Genomic DNA, 18465 nt, shown 5'->3' with positions numbered 1-18465 from the left:
GATGGCCTAGCTCGCAGGCTCTCAAAGACCCGTCATGAACATGAAACCGATCTTCGTTGCAGTCTTCTGTTGCTCTCTGCTCATCAGGCCGTCCCTCGGGGTCACGCCGGCTTCTGAGGAAGCCACCGTACGGACTGTCGCCACAAGGCAGATTGAGCCGGCTGTCGGTCACGATTGGATCGTTCTGATCGGTGAGGAAGGGGCCGTCGGCATCGCCGAGGTCGGCAAGAACCTTACCGAATGCGCAGACGTTCGGCTCGACCCCCAAACCAACCGGCTCGAGACCACCCCGGGCGCCGGCGTGGTCGCCGCTGTCAGGAAGTTTGCCTACGGAGACGCCAACAACCTGAACTCGATCCGTGAATTCGGGGACTGCGAAGTCTCGCTGGAGTTCCTGCTCGGCAAAGACTCAAACTCGGGCGTGAAGCTCCAGCAACGCTACGAGGTCCAACTCTACGACAGCCGAGGCAAGGATCAGCTATCGGGCACCGATTGCGGCGGCGTCTATCCCCACTGGGTCTACGCCAAGAACGGCAAGGGAATCACGTACATCGACGAGGGCGTTCCCCCGCTGGCAAACGCCGCGGGCGTCCCCGGACGATGGCAGACGCTGCGGATCGTGTTCACCGCTCCTCAGTTCGATCAGGAAGGTGCCAAGACGCGGAACGCCCGCTTCGTGTCGGTCGAACTGAACGGCGGGTGCCACACTGGATCAACAGCCAAGCTCACTAAAGAACGTCGATCTTGTTCCCACGCTATCAGAGCGAGGCCCCGAACCTACGGCCGCGCCGAACGGTCTTCTGTGCGATGATCGATCCCCAGCCAACGCAGTAGGAGGTGCGCCATGCCACGCTCTCAAAACAACGACCGCTGCTTTCGAGCCGATGAGCAAGCGTAGGCGGGGGTTCCCGTCGGAGACGCAGGTGAAGGTCGGCGTCCGGGTCGTTCACGGCGAGAAGCTGCTGGAAGAGAAGCTCGGCCGCAACGACCTCTGCCCGTGCGGCAGCCGCAAGCGCTTCAAGCGGTGCTGCCTGAAGCGGGGCCGATTTTGACGGGGTGAACCGAGACCACTACTTTTAGGGAAGCGTAAACGGTCCCTCGCGAGGCCCGCACCTGGCCTGGGTGTTGGGCCCCGCTTGTATCAAGGGATAACGAAAGCAGACATGCGAAAGCTGTCGGACAAAGCCGCTCAGTTGACCCAAGAACTCTACGAGCTCGACCAGAAGTCGGGCTGGTTTGGCAGGTCGCGTCAAGGCGGCGACATCGTTGCACGCATTGTGGAGCTGGCCGTCTACAGCGAGCCCGCCTCAATCCCCTGCATCTGCCGCTTCTTGTTCTCGAAAGAGCCTGTGGTGAGGGAGTCGGCAACCGAGGCGATCGCTTCGATCATGGCGGACGTCGCGCCGCTTGACTTGCTCCAGCTGGCTGACGCGTTCAACTGGGAGTACGGCTGGTACGCCGGCCAAGAGTGGAGTCACCTCAGGAAGGGGTCGGTGCGCAAGCTGGCCAGGACCCAAGACGGAGGCCTCTCAGCGGGGTTGCTCGGGCTCCTCAGCTTTCACCGCAACGGGTACGTGCGGGAGGAGGCCGTCAAACTGCTCGCCCAGATGTCGGATGGCGCCGAAGTCCCGTACCTGCTCATCCGTCAAAATGATTGGGTCACGGCAATCAGCCGGCTTGCGCAGCGCGCTGTGAAGGAGCGTCTCGGATACTCCTATTCCCAGTACTGGTTCAACAACCTCGATCTCGTCGCTCACCTGCCGGAGTTCGGCCGGAACGACCTTTCCCATATCACGGACGCAACGTTCTCCCAGCTCCTGGAGCCAGAGCATGACGGGCGTCTTCGCTCGCTGATCGCATCAGGGGACCGCATCACGATCCGACGGTTCGTAAAGCGGAGCTTCGAGCTGCCTGGATCGCACAGCGAACGCGTCGCTAAGCTTGGCATCGATGCGGAAGACGCGGTCGTGCGGCTCTGGTCCGCTCGCAAGCTGTTAACACTGGCCACGGACAGCCCGCTCATCGATCGCTTGCTCAGCGATAGCTTCGCCCCGGTTCGTCGCGAGGCCTACATCGCATGGGCTGCGTCAAGCAGAGCGGAGGCAGAAATGGTTTGGAAGCAGGCCGCCTATGACCGGAGCGCGGGGGTACGCGATCTGGCGCGGTTTGAGCTGAAGACGCAAGGGCTTACGAATATCCGCGAGCAGTACCTCGCTAGCCTGCAGGAAGAACCGGAGAACCTCGCCGCGCTGATGGGGCTTTCGGAGTGCTGTGAAGACCAGGACGCACAACTACTCCGAGAGTACTGCTCTCATGACCGCCCGCGATTTCGGCGTGTCGCCATCTCTGGCTTGGCTCGTCTGCTCGGAGACCAGGTGATCCACGAACTCGTGGGCTGGCTGGCCGACGAGAGCCCGGGCGTTGCGAAACAGGCGGCGAGGTCCCTGCAGGCGCATGCAGCCATCGTCGAGGGCGAGCAACTCTGGAGCGTATTGACGCGTTCGCCGACAGACAACGGCAGAAGAACTTGCCTTCGTTTGTTCTACGAGATGGGAAAATGGAAGAGCTTGCCCTGGCTGATTCGGGCATTCACGCTCAACGATCAGTTGGTCAGCGAGCAGAGTGAGGAGCTCGCCCGCAGGTGGCTCGACAGCAATCGCGTGTTCACCCAACCGTCTCTATCGGAGCAGGACGCCCTGACCAATGCGTACAGGGAGGCAAAAGCCATGCTGCCCGAGAGCTTTGCGGCGGAACTGCGAGCGAGACTACCGTTCCTCCTGCCAGACGAATTCGGCCGTACGGATGATTGACGAACGGATCGACAACAGCATAAAGCGAGAACCAAAGGCGCACCCATGCCGACCGATAGCTCCAGCCAAGAACCCTCCCACGAAATCGTGGATCTCGCACGCACGATCGCAACCCGAGCCCACGAGGGTCAGTTCCGTCGAGACGGCGTCACCCCGTACATCGAGCACCCCGCCGCGGTCGCCTCGCGTGCCCCGAAGTCGCCAGAATCCCAGGCCGCCGCTTGGCTGCACGACGTGCTGGAAGATACGGAACTCACACGCAACGTGTTGATCGAACAAGGCATGCCCGAAGAGGTCGTCGCCGCGGTCGAAGCCCTCACCAAGCAAGAGGGCTTGTCGTACGAGGAGAACCTCGAGCGGGTCGCTGCGAACGACCTGGCCAGAGGCGTCAAGGTCGCCGACATGCTGAGCAACCTGGCGGACAACCCCACCACGAATCAGATCCGCAAGTACGCCCGCGGGCTGCTGCGATTGCTAGACGACTGATCTCGACGCCCCCGGTGACGAGCCTCGCCCCCTCGGATGCAGCCCGACAACCACCGCCACAAACAAAACGCTTGACTCGGCGTTCCCACCTATGGCACTCAGGAGAAAAGTAACTTGAGTAGCAAGGAACGGAACCATGCAAGCGATCACCATCATCGCCAACAGCGCCGCCGCCCTGCGGGTAGGTCGGTGTGGCCCGGGGCGATAGGAACAAGAACACGAGGAAGCCTAGGCGGGACATCTACCAGGAGGTCACCAGCCGAATCCTGGAACTGCTGGAGACGGGCGTGGCGCCCTGGCGGCAGCCGATCAAGCGATCGGCCAATGGTGATGGAATGCCCAAGAGCCTTTCGTCTGGCAAGAACTACCGCGGGATCAACGTCTTCCTGCTGGCGATGACGAGCTGGGCGCACGGGTACGAGTCGGACTACTGGGCGACGTTCAATCAGGTCACCAAGCAGGAAGGCAAAGTCAAGAAGGGCGAGAAGTCAACGCTCGTCGTGTTCTGGAAGCAAGCGGCGACGAAGGACAAAGAGAGCGGCGACGAAATCACCATTCCCGTTCTGCGGCACTACAACGTCTTCAACGCCGAGCAGTGCGACGGGATCGAGGCCCCCGATCAAGCGACCGGCGAGATCGAATCCGAGCCCTTCGTTCCGATCGTAGAAGCCGACCGAATCGTCACGAGCTACACGGGCGGACCACTCGTGATGCACACTGGCTCAGCAGCGATGTACCTGCCGAAGATCGACACGGTGCGTATCGCATCGCCAGATCGCTTTGACTCGCGCGAGTCGTACTACGCAACCCTTTTCCACGAGCTGGCGCATTCGACTGGGCACAAGTCACGGCTGAATCGCGGCCTCGATGAATCACCAGCTCCATTCGGATCGCCGGACTACTCAAAGGAAGAGCTGGTCGCTGAGATGGGATCGGCGTTCCTGTGCGCCTCAGCCGGGATCAGCCCGCCGACGATCGAGCAATCCGCCGCGTACATCGACGGCTGGCGGAAAAAGCTCAAGGACGACAAAAAGCTGGTCGTCCAAGCTGCCGGGCAGGGGCAGCGGGCGGCGGATCATATCTTGGGAGTCTCATTCGAGGTCGCCTGATTCAAGAAGCCTTCGTCAGCGATGCTTCCGGTGCGGCGTCCGTGACGGTACAATTCCGTTTGTCGATTGCACAAATGGGAATGTGGCATGCGGAAAAGGTTACTCGTAACGTGGCTTGGGCATAACGACTTGCGGCCGATGGCTGCATGTCAGCCAGCCGGCGTCAAAGATCAGATTCTTGCTACCGTCGGCGGCGAAAGTCATCCAAACGAGGGCGGTCCTATCAAGACGCTCCTGGACTTAGAGCCCTTCGACAAGGTTCTGATCCTGTCAACCTTCAAGGCCGACTGGTCCAAACGCTATGCGAATTGGACCGGGCATTCTGTGGAGGTGAAGCAAGTAGAAATCAAAGCCCCCACGGACTACGAGAGTATTTTCCGTGCCGTCAGTGGCGTCCTGGAGCCACTGCGCGATCAAGGCGCGCTGAAAACCCATGAACTGGCGCTACACCTGAGCCCCGGCACACCCGCTATGGCGGCAATCTGGTTGCTGCTCGGAAAGAGCAAGTATCCAGCCACGTTTTATCAGACCTACCAAGGGAAGGCGTGGAAGACAGATGTTCCGTTCGATCTGGCAGTGGACTTTCTGCCGGATCTATATGCCCATGCGGACATGAAGCTACAGCACCTCGCTGCGAAGAGTCCCGGCGAGGTGGCGGGTTTCGAGGAGATTGTAGGCACTAGCAAAGAGATACGCACTGCTGCAGGGCGTTCGAAACGGGCAGCTATACGCGGAGTTCCCATCCTCTTGCTGGGCGAAAGTGGCGTCGGCAAAGAGATGTTTGCCCAGGCAATTCACCGCGCTAGCCCGCGTGCGGAAGGCCCCTTCGTAGCGATCAATTGTGCTGCCATAGCTCGGGAACTATTGGAGTCAGAGCTTTTCGGCCACCAGAAGGGTTCATTCACTGGCGCGGCAGCCGATCGGGTTGGAGCCTTCGCGGAGGCCGATGGCGGAACGCTTTTTCTCGACGAGGTTGGCGAATGTGATCTGGAGTTTCAAGCCAAATTGCTTCGCGTCCTCCAGCCTCCCAGTAATGCATCTCCGTGTCATCGGGCGACGACCTCGAGGTTATGAGCCTCGATGAGCCACCTGCTGTAACCTCCTCGCTTCTAACGCTTTAGGGAGATTACTACTAGCTTGGGAGGCTTGCAACCATTGGCAACGGTTGTCATCGATTAGCAAGCATTAGCATTTCTGGCCGCGCAAACTAGTAGTCGCTTGCCGGCGGGTCGAGCCGGTGGAGAATCGAGCCAACCCCAGGGGTTCAGAAAGGTTGTCACCCCGGAATCGCCCGAGAATCGTGAGGAAGCCGCCCCCATGCCGCCCTGGTTCAGCCCGTTGTTCTTCCTGTTCGCCCGCTCCAACGAAGAGCAACTCAGGCGGCACATACTGTTCCTGAAGGCCGAGCTGGAGATGACCCGGACTCGCGTGCCACAGAGCCGGATCTTCCTCAAGGAGGACGAGCGGCAGCGGCTGCTAGAGCTGGGTGACGGCATGGGCTCGGACGCGCTGAAAGTGGTCTCCATCGTGCATCCCCGAACCTACCGGCGCTGGCTGGAGCGGAGAAGCCAGGGGAAGCCGCCTGCGAAAAAGATGGGCAGGAAGGGGAAGTCCGAGGCGATCCGTCAGATCGTCGTTCGGCTCGCCAAACAGAACCAGTGGGGGTACGGCCGTATTGTTGGCGAGCTACGGAAGCTACGCATCCGCTGCGTTGGCCGCACGACGGTCCGTACAATCCTCAAAGAAGAGGGCCTGCACCCCGGACCGAAGCGTGGCCCGGGGACCTGGGACGACTTCATCAAGATCCACGCCGAGACCCTCTGGCAATGTGATTTCTTCAGCAAGATGGTCATGACGAGCACGGGGCTTCGGCAGGCCTACGTGCTCGCCTTCCTGCACGTCAACTCGCGGCGGGTCATCTGCTCGCCGGCTACGCTCAAGGCCGACGACGGTTGGGTCACGGCGCAGGCCGAGTCGATGCTTCAGCAGGCGCGCGGCATGGACCTGCCGGTCCGCTACTTGGTCCGAGACCTCGATTTCAAGTACTCGAAACGGTTCGATCAGGTCTTCGCTGACGCGGGTGTCTCGGTTGAGCCAACGGCGCCGCGGGCGCCGAATCAGAACGCCTTCGTCGAGCGTTGGATCGGATCGATCCGGGGTGAGTGTCTCAACCGGTTTATCACGTTCGGTCTGGGGCACCTCGATCATCTCGTCTCTTGCTACCTCGATTATTATCACCAGGCGCGTCCTCACCAGCGCCTGGGCAACAAACCCCTACTCGGCGTCTGGCCTGAGGTCGATGACCCGCCCGAGAGCGGCGACGAGATCGTCTGCCGAGAATGGCTCGGCGGCGTGCTGAAGCACTACGAGCGAAAGGCGGCCTGATGCGAAAGTATGACGATCGCTGCTTCGGAGGCGTCTCTGATTCTCCCCCCCGACCGCGACGACCAAGTCGCTCGCCGCGAGTCGTTCGCACGTGCGCTAGAGCAATGTCATCGAGTAGCAGCGTTGCCGCCTTCCGAGCCCATCCCTGCCAGCGAATCGCGGCAGGCGCCAGCGTGCAGAAGGCCGGTTCGCCCTTCATCGCCGTTGCTCGAAGAGGCTGAGGCGTCAGCGCACAGCTCCATCGACTCGCGAGCCCGCGATCCCTCTCTATATTACGTCGATTAACCCTTGGCCCTACGGACCGTTGTTGTCTGTCGTCCCATAGCACTTCTCTGCTCGAATGCACCGATACCAAGAGCTCGCTGCGAGCCGCGATGACCCTGAGCAGTTCGTCAGGGCCGCGCTAAGCGTCTTGGAGTTTGACTTCAGGCTACTAGCCCTCGGTGCGCTGCAAGAGTGGGATGCGGCAGGAGTCGTTTCGAGCGACCTCTTCGGTCCCGTCTCCGCGTTGCAGAAGCCGTCTTGGGGAAGCTGGAACTGGGTCCTCTCGACCATCCAAAAGTCCCGTCGCGTCGTCCTTCGGGAAGGCTCGCCGGACGTCCGTGCGAGACTGTCACGCGTGTCTCGTCTGAGTCGCGTCATCGAGTGCCTCGACGCTCAATTGGACAACGAGGCCGTTCACGGTCTCGGGCGTCTCGCGAAAATCGGTAAGCAGAGTCTGAGCAACTCCCCGAAGTTCGGCGCAGCGCTCGCGCTGCCGATCGGTCTCCGGAACCGCATCGCGCACGACCATCCCAGCGATGCGGCGTGGTGGCGAGAAGCGGCCGACGCCATCCAACCGCTGCTAGAGGTCTGCGCGGCCAACGACGCCTACAAGGCTTTGGTCGACTCCGACCGCCCCGCTGCGCCGTGGCGAATGGACGCCGGTCGCCAAGACGCCTGGGTCTACAACGGTCTGACGGACAAACTCGATGTCCACTACGTCAACCGTTCCGGAGAGTCGATCACCTCAAGCGACAGTGCGCAGGAAGTGCTGCAGGCGTTTCAACGCCTCCTCGGAAAATCGGAGGTGCAGGGGAAGAACTTTCGCAAGCTGCTCGCGAGCTTGGCGCCCGAAGAAGTGCGGGGCGTTCTGGTTGGCGATTACTTGCTGGGCGCCCCTGTCGGCGCCGGGGCGTACGGCGTCGTCCACAAGGGGCGACAACTCAGCACGGGACGGCCGGTGGCGATCAAGGTGCTCCGCGACGGGGCGTCGGACGTGGTCAAGAGCCGCTTCCGCCAGGAGGCGGCATTCCTCGCCCGGGTCGAGAGCCCCGGCGTCGTCGCGGTGTACGGCTACGGGGAAGACGTCTGGTCGCCCCCGAAAGCGTTCTCTCTGTCTGCCGAACCTTGGTACAAGGATTTTAGCGAAGGAGCGGCTGTAAAGAACTACATCGCGATGGAGTGGATCGACGGCGCGACGCTTGAGGAGGTCTTCCAAGAGCGGGGCTCAACGGAGCGTACGTTATCGCGGGTGACCGATTGGTTTGCTCAAGCCGCGGCGGCGTTAGCCGACGTCCACGCGTCCGGGCTGATCCACCGGGACATCAAGCCATCGAACCTGATGCTGTCGGACGGTGACCGCGTCAAGCTCATGGACTTCGGTGTGGCCCGCCACGACCATGCCGAGCGTACGCTGGTCACGTCGGCGGGCGTAACGCTCGGCACCCCGGCCTACATGTCGCCCGAGCAGCTGAGGGCATCGGCGGCGGAAGACGAGGTGGGACCCCGCAGCGACATCTATTCTCTTTGCGCCACCTTCTACGAGCTGTACACGCAGGCCCGGATCTACGACCACGACAGCGAGAGCGCCGACAGCGTCCGGCAGCACAAGATCCAGGGCGACCGGCCGCGTCGCCCATCGTCGGTCAACGTCCGCCTCCCCTGGGAGCTCGAGACAATTCTCCTCGGCGGCCTGGAGCCAGAGCTGACCGATCGCTACGCCGACGCCGCGAGTCTGGCGGAGGACATCCGGCGGTTTCAACGAGACGAGCCGCTCGCCTACAAGCGGCCGTCGCTGCTCCGTCGCGTCGAGTTGGCCTACCGGCGAAACCGCGTTGCGGCGAACCTCGTCGCGGGGTTTCTCTGTTGCCTCGCCATCGGCGGTGCGGTCTACGTTCGCCACATCTCGCTCGAGAGAGAAAGGGCGGAGGACAGCCTGAAGGTTGCTCGTGGAACGGTCGACAGGTTCCTCACTCGCGTCAGCGAGGAAGAGTTGATGGACCTGCCGGGGATGCAGCCGCTCCGCAAGAGGCTGCTGGAGGATGCGCTCGAGTTCTACCGGTCGCTTCTCGACGGAAACGAGCAGAGCGGCGTGCTCGACGAGTCGCTGGCAGACGCTTACCAAAACGTCGGCTCTATCGAGGGCATGATCGGCCAAAAACGCGACGCCCTGAAGTACTACACGAGGTCTCTCGAGTACTGGGAGAGCAGGCACGAGGAATCCGACTCGCTCGAGGCGACCGACCGCTTGGCCACCGTGCTTTGGGATATGGCGATCGAGCAGAGAGACCTTGGCGAGAACGACGCGGCGTTGGCGAACATGTCGCGAGCCATTGGCTTGTTTAAAGTCCTCGTCGATCGGGACCCCGAGTCGGCAGGCCGCATGGACACCCTGATCGGCGGAATGAACATGCTGGCGACTCTGCAGCGGGGTTGCGGCCAAGCTGAGGAGGCGCGTGCAACCTACGCACGAGCGTGGGAGAAGGTCACCGAACCATCGGCCGGCCTCGCCATGCTCGGCTTGTTCTTTGATCCGCCAGAATCCGGCGGGCCCGCAGGACTTCGGGTGAAGGCGGTCTTGCGGCACTCTTCCGCCCACGAGGCCGGTATCAAGCCGGGCGACTGGTTGATGAGTACCGATGGACAGGTGGTCCTTTCGACAGAAGAGCTCGAAAAAGCCTTCGCCAATCGCTCGCTCGGCGATGAGTCGTCACTCCGACTTCGGCGAGGCGATGAAGAGCTCGCTGTCGACGTGACACGAGAGCAATTGCTTCCTCCGCTCGCCGGAATCGTCGCGCTCAACGCGGGGATACTCGAGAGCCAGGTCTTCAGAGACCGTGTCGAAGCCAAACGCTGGTTCAATCAAGCCATCAGCGTGTTGGAGGAGATGCAAGACTTCTTTGCGATCCACGAGGAAGCCGACCCGTCGCTCGAAACGGGATGGAAGCAGCACTGGCTTCCCTCGCTCGCACAGACCTATTCCGAGCTAGCTGGGCTCTTGGCAAGCGAACGCGAGTTTGAAGAGACGATCGTTCTCCTCGAGCGTAGCTTGGAGATCCTGCGTCCGATCGCGGAGGAGAACCCGGCTGTCCTGACGTACCAGGAATCGATGGTCACCGATCTCTTCAATCTCGCGGTCCTCCGGCGGCACCTGGGACGCACCGAGTCGGTAGACGAAATGACTGGCGAGGCCGTTACGCGTTTGAGAAGAATGCTGGCCGAGAATCCGGAGGTTCCTCGCTACCGACAGCACCTGGCTTCGATTTGCGAATGGTCCGCGGGGGTCGCCGACGAGCGTGGGGACCCCAGTCGCGCGGTTGAGTGCTACTCCGAGGCGCTCATCGCTGGCGACGAGCGTTGGCGTTCCAAGCCCGGCGCGGTTGAGTTGAACTTTAGGGCGGCGTCTGAGATTGGCGCCGACTTCCGCTCGCTTTCGGAGCAGGAAGGGGGAGTCGACGAGAAGCGGCTAGCCTGCGCCACGTTGCTGAACAACCTCGCAATGCAACTGCTGGATTTAGAGGACCTCTCCAGCGCTACCGCGGCGCTAGAAGCCATCCTCGACCTTTACGGGCCAACAGCCAGCGCAACAGAGCTCGACGCCACCGATGCAGATTTAGTGGCTAGGGCCTACGGTAATCTCGGATGGATCGAGATCCTGCGACGGCGGTACGACGCGGCTCGGGAAAAGTCAGAACGAGGGATTCAGATCGACCCTGGCCAGACGTGGATACGGCAGAACTTGGCGCTGAGCCGGCTGCTAGCGGGGCAATTCGACGAAAGTCGGGACCTGTACCGGGAGCTGAGAGCCGAAGCGACGAACAAGCCAGAGTTCGACGCAGCCCTCCGCGCAGAGTTTGACGAGGTGCGCAAGCGTGGCGTCGATCACGCCGACATGGCGAGAGTGTTAGAAGCCGTAACGACCGAATCGGAGTAGCGTCTCTACGCGTGGCTACGCGAGGCGGTAGCACCTGCGGCAGCAGGGAACGCAGGTCGTGCTCGTTGGGCGCCGGGACGATCACCGCCAGCGGTGTGCCGTGGCGGTCGGCAGACGTCAATTGGAGTGGCCCGGCAGAGAGCTGTGACCAAAGACAGTCGCACCGTCGAGCCGTGGGTGCGTTAGCACCTCCTTCGGGTCAGAGAAGATGGATACACGTGCTTCGCCGCCTGCCCAGAAGACGCTTTCACCGCTATCAGCCCCAGCTCGTCCCGCGATTCCCGGCGGTGCTCCGAAAGACGACATTTACCAGACCGCTACGCATCCTCTGCTGCCATGAGGATGTCTCCCGAGCCCTTGCGGTCGATATAAGCGATCATCTGCTCGAAGGCGGCGGGGAGATTAACCGAGCCCCGCATAGGCCGTAGGTGGCCAGTTTCGCACCTAACAATAGCTTCGCCGAAAAGATCTTTCGCTCGGACTGCTAGATCGCTCGAGGGATCGAGGAAGTCGTAGTCGAACATCCGTCGTCTCAAGAGGTATACGATTATTAAACAGCTCCATCGAAACGCAAATGAGGATGCATCACTCGCTACGCCTAAGCGAAAAAGCCTAAGGCATGTCTCTATAATCTCAGTCGCCTTTGCTGATGTTAGCTCCGCCGTCGCGTCCGCTCGGTAACGCAGTATCTGCGACACCGCCTTTAACCGATTCGCCCCCGGAGAGACCGCTGGGTAGGCGAAGATCTGGTTGAGGAACCGCGCGACGTACTCGGGCTGTCGGAGGGTTAAGCCGCAGGTATGCTCTATGGCCTGGGAGTCTCGTCCGTACGAGACTCCGGAGGAAACCAGCCACTCTTCAAACTCACGGCTGTCGACCGAGAGGTAGCCAAGCGCCCGAACAACAAGCGGAACGCCGATTGAGCTGTCGCTGTTGTGAGCACGCCAGATGTCGAGCAGACACTCGGCGCCACGCTGGAGATCGTCCTGTTGCGACTCGATTGGAGCTCGGAAGTCCGAACCGATGGCGGTCGCGTCTTGCGGGTACTTCTTCTGGTCTTTCTGCATCAACCGCGACTTGACGTCGTCGAGGAGCCAACGCCGCTCCGCGAGCACCCTTGCCGTCCCCTCCTCCTCGACCCTCCTGACTAGTTCTTGCAGTCGCGGGCGGGCCAGTCTCCATTTGTCCTCGCTCGAGAGCCTCGGCATCAGCTCCGGAAACGCCCGCGGCTGACTCCTCAGGTACTCGTCCTTCCCGACCGGCTGATTCTGGGCGTCTGTCTTGGTGACCATCCGCCGCCAGTTCGCGAGCACCTCCCGGCATTCAGCGCCAGGCGGCGGCGACGTCACCAGCCTCAGCTTTGCGTTGCCTTGAGCCGGCGTGCACGTGACATGCAGCGTCACTGGGGTTCGCTGCTCATGGCTTTCTTCGAAGCTGCTGACCAGCTCTCGGACGCCCCGGTACTCTTCGTGGGCGAGTACGAGTTTGACCCGAGACGAGCCGCGCCGCAGTTCGAAGCCGACGATCGGCTCCTCAAGCTCCCAGGGCACCCCTCCCCGGACGAAATGCTCCGCGTCGCCGAGGAGGCTTACCCACTCGTACGCGCCGCGTCGATCCACGAACAGCTCCAACTCGGGGAGCGAATCGTAGTAGCTGACCTCGTCCGCCGCCTGGCGAGCGAGGTGCACCGCTGCCCCGTGCGCGAGAAAACGCTCCCCCTCCGCTCCGCTGTGCACCGCGACCGGTTTTTGGACGCGTATCCTCCCCGATTGAACGGCACGTCCGAGCTCTCTTCCCACTAGGTCGGCGAAGTCGCCCACCACCACGACACCGAAGAGCGCCACGGGCAGGTCTTCCAAGTACCCAACGAGCTCCTCTAGCGCTGCCGCAACCGGTTGTTGCGGCACCGACCAGCCGTTGAGCCTCTGAAGCCACTCCGAACGCGGGTGAGATTGGTAGGCGGCGATCCCGTCGCCGAAGAGTGACTCCAACGGTTGGCTCAGGTCCGAAGCGAAGACCCTCCCCCAGTGAGAAGCGAGTTCTCCGCCCGACTCGACAAGCGTCCAGCCGAAACCGCAGACCGCGTTGTCTGCGACGACCGGACGTCTCCGAGCAGGCACGACCGGGACCGCGTTGCGTCGCTCTACCGAGCGCAGCTCAAGCCGCGAGCACTGGAGCTGACCCCAATCACAATGCACAACCACGAGCTCGCCAAGCGTTCTTCGGGCCAAGTCGGCCCACTTCTGACGGCGAAACCCCTCAAGCCACGCGAGCGCCGCCGCGACGGGCAACCAAAGCAGCTGGGTGGCGGGGTGAACCTGGCTGATCTCGTCGAGCGTCCGCTGCTGCTCACTCTGCTGGAAGTCGTTCGGGATAACGACGGCCGTCTTGGCCCGCCCGTACCGAGCGACGACCGAGCGGCACGCCGCCGCTACCGCGTCGATCGGCTCAACCTGCACCGGCTCCTCGGGTATCGAGTCCCACCCCCAGGCAGCGTCGGGAACACGCCTACCGCTCCACGCAGCCGCGAGCGGGAAACGCCCGACGCCCGCGGTCGCTTGCACCGCGGATTCCAGGGTTCCGGATCCCCCGCAACCGCGAGGGTGAGTCGGGTGCCAAGCGTCGAAGCGCAGCGGTTCCCCCACGTACCGCGGCAGGAGCAGGCTTGGCGGCGAGTATCCGTCGAGCGCCGCGAGCCGGTGCCTAATCCCGCCGGTCGGACCCAGGTCGCAAGCCCACCAGTGCCGAGAGCCGAGGCTCACCCCCGTGAATTCGGCGGGCGGAAGGGGCGTGCTCATCGGACCTCCCGCAAGAAGGCCCGCAGCTCTTCGTCGCAGCGGCGCATCAGGTCGGTGGGAAGCGCGCGCTCCACCAGCCACCGCTGCGATCGCCCGACTCCCCTTCCGCATCTGATTAGGAACGTGTCATCTGCTGCGTCGATCACCTCCCAGCCAGTCTGCGACCCGGACGATTCTGCCCGGCCGTCCCAGAACGGAGGCTGGCAGGCGGCGTCAAGGAAGCCGCCGCCGTTGGCGCTCGGCAGCAGCACGGCGTCGTAACGGAGGCCCGCCTTGCGTTGCGGGCGGCTCACACTTCTGGAAAGGTGCTCGTTGGCGGCGACGACGAGCATCTCCCGGAGCAGGGAGCGTCGGTTCAACCACAGAACCTGCCGCCGACGCTGCCGCCGCATCACCAGCAAGAACAACCGCCAGAGCAGGTGATAGCGGTCGTCGTGCAACAAGACGTAGTTCGGCGTCGGGATGCTTTCCAGCTGCGCCACCTCAACGAAGGTCGGATCTTCCAGGAGGCGGCGACACTGGCGCAACAGCGACCGAACGCCCAAGACTCTCTCGTGGTTGGGGAAGCTGCTCTCGTGTTGCCTCAGGTAGTCGCGGCAGAGCCGCACGCTGCGTCGCGCCAGGGTGAACACCACGCGGTTCTCAAGCGTGTTGATGCTCTCAAACCGTCGTACCGCGAGCAGGCTCCGTTGGTGGCCGGCCTTCTCCGCGAGAGTGACGCCGGGTTGCCGGCAGACCCACCGCATGCAGGTCGAGTCGAATTCGCGCAGACGATGAAGCGGTTCGCGTTCTCGCTCTCGCCGCAGCACGCGTTTCGGTGAGGCGGTCACCTGTCGCAACAACTCCGGCAGGTCCTTCGACAGACGAACGACCAGGGAGTGCGGCGGCCGGTCCGGTCGGACCGCGTGCCGCCATCTTCTGAGGAGTCTCGCCCAAGCGCAGACCGCCCGCCGGTCCGCCATCCCTTCCCAGGCCAATCGCCCGCTGTGACGCCCCGCAACCGTCAGCCGGATCTCGTCGACGAGGTCGGCGTAACGCTCCAGCACGTCGAGCAGACGCGATTGCTCAGGAACTGGCAATTCGTCCAGCGAAGTCGTCACAGCGCCGTCCTATCGAGGCCGGTCCATTGAAAATAGTCCTCTCGCTGGTTTCGCGCCAGCTGTTCCTTCAGATTCGCGTCCTCGAGTTCGTCCAACACCGCCGAGATCTCGTTGAGCGCCTTGGCGCTGCCGGGCTGGTGCATGTCGAGGCCGATGAGCTTCGGTAAGACACGCTGCTCGATCTGGTCGGCGAGGGCGTATTCAATCCTGTTTCGGACGTCCGGGTAGTTGGCGGCGTACTCAAGAATGGCGTTGGCGACCCGGTAGGCGAACGGTCGGCCGACGCCGTCCAACGCCCCGCGGATGCGCTGCACCCACTTCAGCAGTCGGTCTTTGTCGTTGTCGCTCAGGTCGTGCATCGTCTTGCACCAGCTCTTCCAGTGCTCGTGCAGGAGGCGATCCCCGGCTCGGGCGGCGCCGTTCCGCGCGTGCAGCGGGGTCACCTCGCGGGGGCTCCCGAACCGCAGCACGTTCGACCGGTCGATCACCTTGTCGGATAGCGCTTGGGTCGATTCATCTTCGTTCATTGTGCCGACGAACAAGACGTTCTGGCCAACGAACAGCCGGAGCGGCTGTTGAGCGGATGTCCGGCCAGAAACGTCGAGCACGATCTCCGCCCGTTGACGCTGCCCCGCGTTATTCCAGTCGATACCGCGTCTAGTCTCGAGCTTGCTAAGGAACTCGCTGAAATAGTACTCGACCCGCGCTAGGTTCATCTCGTCTAACAGAACCAGCAGCATCTGCCCTTCCAGAAGCGCGTCGGCATACTCGTCCGGACACCCCCAGCCACGTCCCTGCTGAGGGCCGATGGGGTCCATCTGCAACAAGGCGCGTGTTAGTTCCGTCGGCCGGAACCGCTGCTCCAAGTAGTCGTAGAATCCGAACAGGTCTTGCGGGCTATCCCAGCGAGGCTGCACGGCGAGCCCCAGAAAGTTGATCCCTAACGCGTCGGCGTAGCAGCGCGGCAACTCGCTCTTCCCCGTGCCGCTGACGCCGGCCAAGGTCACTAGCGGCGAGCTGCCGGTCGATTTCAGCGCGGTGTGGAACGCGTGGAGCGTCCGGGCGTCGAACCGAAGCCCCCGCTCGGTCAGCGCCGTTGAGACAGCCTCCAGGGCGTCGCGTTCCGAAGGGCAAGCGGGTTTCTCGCTGCCCGAGTTGAGGACGGGGCTCCACAGCTCGCTCTTAGCGAGGTCGGGCCCCGCCGAGTGACGCTCCAGCGACGACGAGAGTTGCGAGAACGCCGACTCGAGCGTTGGGATTTGGCCCTGCAGGGCGGACCTGCGACCTTCCAGCTCGCTGACCTCGTTGTTGAGCTGCTTCCGCTGCTGCTTCAGCTCTTGCTGCTCCTTCCTGAGGTCGGCCAACCGCTGCTCGAAGTCATCGACCTGCTTCTGCCTGGCTTCCTGCTCCTCGGCGGCTAGGTCGCGCTGCCGCCTTAGGGCGTCCAACTCGGACTGCAACTCGGCCTTCTGTCGCTTCGCTTCCTGCGCCTGATTCGCGATCTCTTGGTCCGCGAGCCGCTTCAGCTCGGCCAGCTCGGCCTCCTGGGAGGCCTTCTGTCGACGAAGTTCTAACTCGAGGTCTTCTCGAAGCTCTGCGCCTTTCTTTTTGACTTTCTCGATTTCCTCCAGAGCGTGGGCTTTCGCCTTCTCCAGATCCGCGATCTCTTGGTCTGCGAGCCGCTTCAGCTCGGCCAGCTCGGCCTCCTGGGAGGCCTTCTGACGACGAAGTTCCAACTCGAGGTCTTCCCGCAGCTCGTCGCCCCTCTTTTTGACCTTCTCGATTTCTTCCTCGGCGCGGGCCTTCGCCTTCTCTAGATCGGCGACCTCCCGCTTGATCGCTTCAAGTTTATCCTTCTCGCCTCGCAGCTCTTCGAGCTGTTTGGTGAGCTTATGCTCGTCGTCGCGGAGCTGCTCGACGGTCTTCTTGGCCTCACGGCAGGCTGTCTCTTCTCTCAGCAACTGCTCGTGCAGCTCCGCGAGGGTGACCTGCTTCGTTTCAAGCTCGTTCTGGATGCGTGCGACTTCCTCCCTCTGCTGCTCCAACGAAGCGATCTCTTCGCGGATCGTCTCCATCCACTCCTGCTTCCGGGCGGCTTCGTTGAGCGTCTCGTTGGCGTCAAAGAGGCGGTCCCGGAGCGATTCGTGCTCCGCCTCCAACGCGGCGACACGCGACTGAAGGTCCTCGTAACGAACGGCGTCTGGCAACCTCTTCTCGAGACGCCAAAAGCGTAGGGACTGCCTCCGGTGATGCCCGTAGGCGATCCCCGCGAGGAACAGAGACAGTACCGTCGCGACCATCCCCATGGCGACGGCGGCCATACCGGTCATCATGGCTCGCCTCCCAGCTCGCCGCTGCGCGGCGGTTCGGGTGGGGCGACCGGCGGAGAGAGCGTCCCGCGAAGCCGCTCGATCGCCCGCTTGGCTTCATCGGCCCTCTCGGACAGCTCGACGATCGTCTCGGACGCCGAGCCCGTGATCTTCCGCAATGCCTCGGTCGCCGTCCGGGTGGTTTCCGCTAGCGTGTCGGTCATCTCGGCGAGCCGCCGCGCTGTTTGTTCCTCCGCTGCACGTCTCGCGGTTAGCTCTTTCTCCGCCGACTCGATCTGGCCCTTGAGCCTGTTCAAGCGACCCGCTTCTCGCTCCGTCGTCGCCGACAGGCCCTCCGCCTCGGTACGCAGCGCCGTCAGCGCCTCGGTTGCCGCTTCTCGCTCGCTGCCCAGCTGCACCAGCTTTCGCTCAACCGATGCCAGCAGCTCGCGGGCTTTGTCGGCGCGCTCGGTCGCCGCCTCGGCCTCTGCTTCCTGTTGCTTGAAGGTGGCGAGCGTGCTGGCCCTTTCGGACAAGATCGCCTCAAGTCGCTCCAGTTCCTTGAGCGTTGCAGTGACCCGAGCCTCCGTCGCAGCCAAGCGCCCCTCTTCGTTCTGCAGGGTCTTCTCCGCCGTTTCCTGGGTCGCCTTGACGCGTCGCAAGGCGTTTTGGATTGACCGACCCTGCGTCATCAGAGAAGCGTTCTGCTTTTCTGCTTCTTCGACCCGCCCCCGGATCACGCTGAGCTGAGACTGGAGCGAGCTCTGCTGGCTCTCGGTGGACCTCAGCGACTCCTGAGCCGCTTCGAGGCTCGCCGTCACCGCGTCGCGTTCCTTCCGCAAGATCTCAACGCTCTTCGCCTCGGAAGCCGCGGTCTTGGCCAACTGCTCGTGCTCGGAGGCGACGGTGTCTCGCAACTCGGCTAGCTGTTGCGTCTGAGCACGCAGCTGTTCGACGCGTGTTCTCACCTCGTCTTCGATCTTTGACCACTCTTGAAGAGCGTCTTGTCGGCTCGACGTGGATTCCTCCCAGGCCGCCACCCGCGCGTCGAACTCCGCCCGCTCTCGTCCGGAGTCTAGCAGCGTCAAGATGGACGAGCTTTGCAACGCGACGGCGGCGACCCCGATGACCCCCAGCAGTAGCGGCCACCATCGAGAAGGCAGCTCGGGATTCGGCTGAGCGGACTCGGAGGGCGCGCCCCCGTCCGACTCCCCTGCAGGGGGGGAGGGCTGGGGCCAGGCGGGCGGTAACTCAGGATAGCTGTACATGCCCG

The 18465-nt window shown here is 62.9% G+C and carries 12 protein-coding genes; 8 read left to right on the top strand and 4 right to left on the bottom strand.

Annotated elements, in window-relative coordinates; translation table 11 throughout:
- The first annotated feature begins 40 nt into the window (after positions 1–40).
- The 8 genes from Pla111_RS03760 (at position 41) to Pla111_RS03725 (ending at position 10985) form a co-directional block, all read left to right on the top strand.
- Positions 41–811, top strand: coding sequence for a family 16 glycoside hydrolase (locus tag Pla111_RS03760; protein ID WP_197524717.1), 771 nt, complete (start codon positions 41–43; stop codon positions 809–811).
- A 73-nt stretch (positions 812–884) separates the two neighbouring features.
- Positions 885–1052, top strand: coding sequence for an SEC-C metal-binding domain-containing protein (locus Pla111_RS03755; RefSeq protein WP_146571475.1), 168 nt, complete (start codon positions 885–887; stop codon positions 1050–1052).
- A gap of 111 nt (positions 1053–1163) precedes the next feature.
- On the top strand, positions 1164–2810 hold the full coding sequence (locus Pla111_RS03750; protein WP_146571473.1) for a HEAT repeat domain-containing protein: 1647 nt from the start codon (positions 1164–1166) through the stop codon (positions 2808–2810).
- Between the two features lie 45 nt (positions 2811–2855).
- Positions 2856–3296 carry an HD domain-containing protein gene (locus Pla111_RS03745; protein ID WP_146571471.1) on the top strand — a complete coding sequence of 147 codons (441 nt, stop codon included), beginning with the start codon at positions 2856–2858 and terminating at the stop codon, positions 3294–3296.
- Between the two features lie 191 nt (positions 3297–3487).
- Positions 3488–4405, top strand: a complete 918-nt coding sequence (locus Pla111_RS03740; protein ID WP_146571469.1) for an ArdC family protein — start codon at positions 3488–3490, stop codon at positions 4403–4405.
- Positions 4406–4543: 138 nt separating this feature from the next.
- Entirely contained in the window at positions 4544–5479 is a 936-nt protein-coding gene (locus Pla111_RS17605) for a sigma-54 factor interaction domain-containing protein (protein WP_391581006.1), read from the top strand.
- A gap of 243 nt (positions 5480–5722) precedes the next feature.
- Positions 5723–6790, top strand: a complete 1068-nt coding sequence (locus Pla111_RS03730) for an integrase core domain-containing protein (RefSeq protein ID WP_146571467.1) — start codon at positions 5723–5725, stop codon at positions 6788–6790.
- A 340-nt stretch (positions 6791–7130) separates the two neighbouring features.
- On the top strand, positions 7131–10985 hold the full coding sequence (locus tag Pla111_RS03725) for a protein kinase domain-containing protein (protein ID WP_146571465.1): 3855 nt from the start codon (positions 7131–7133) through the stop codon (positions 10983–10985).
- A gap of 317 nt (positions 10986–11302) precedes the next feature.
- Here Pla111_RS03725 and Pla111_RS03720 read toward each other — a convergent pair whose 3' ends face one another.
- Genes Pla111_RS03720 through Pla111_RS03705 form a run of 4 tightly spaced genes read right to left on the bottom strand, consistent with a single transcriptional unit; the run spans position 11303 to position 18460 of the window.
- Positions 11303–13783, bottom strand: a complete 2481-nt coding sequence (locus Pla111_RS03720) for a hypothetical protein (RefSeq protein ID WP_146571463.1) — start codon at positions 13781–13783, stop codon at positions 11303–11305.
- Positions 13780–14883, bottom strand: coding sequence for a DUF2357 domain-containing protein (locus Pla111_RS03715; protein WP_146571461.1), 1104 nt, complete (start codon positions 14881–14883; stop codon positions 13780–13782). Before Pla111_RS03715 ends, Pla111_RS03720 begins: the two co-directional genes overlap by 4 nt.
- A complete protein-coding gene (locus Pla111_RS03710) occupies positions 14880–17216 on the bottom strand; it encodes an AAA family ATPase (RefSeq protein WP_146571459.1) in 2337 nt (778 codons plus the stop codon). The genes Pla111_RS03715 and Pla111_RS03710 overlap by 4 nt, the downstream gene beginning before the upstream one ends.
- Entirely contained in the window at positions 17213–18460 is a 1248-nt protein-coding gene (locus Pla111_RS03705) for a hypothetical protein (RefSeq protein ID WP_146571457.1), read from the bottom strand. The genes Pla111_RS03710 and Pla111_RS03705 overlap by 4 nt, the downstream gene beginning before the upstream one ends.
- Positions 18461–18465 lie beyond the last annotated feature (5 nt).

This window comes from Botrimarina hoheduenensis (genome assembly GCF_007859815.1).
In the GTDB taxonomy this organism is placed as follows: Bacteria; Planctomycetota; Planctomycetia; order Pirellulales; family Lacipirellulaceae; genus Botrimarina; species Botrimarina hoheduenensis.
Note: the sequence above shows the minus strand (reverse complement) of the source record. Positions and strands in the feature narration are given on the sequence as shown.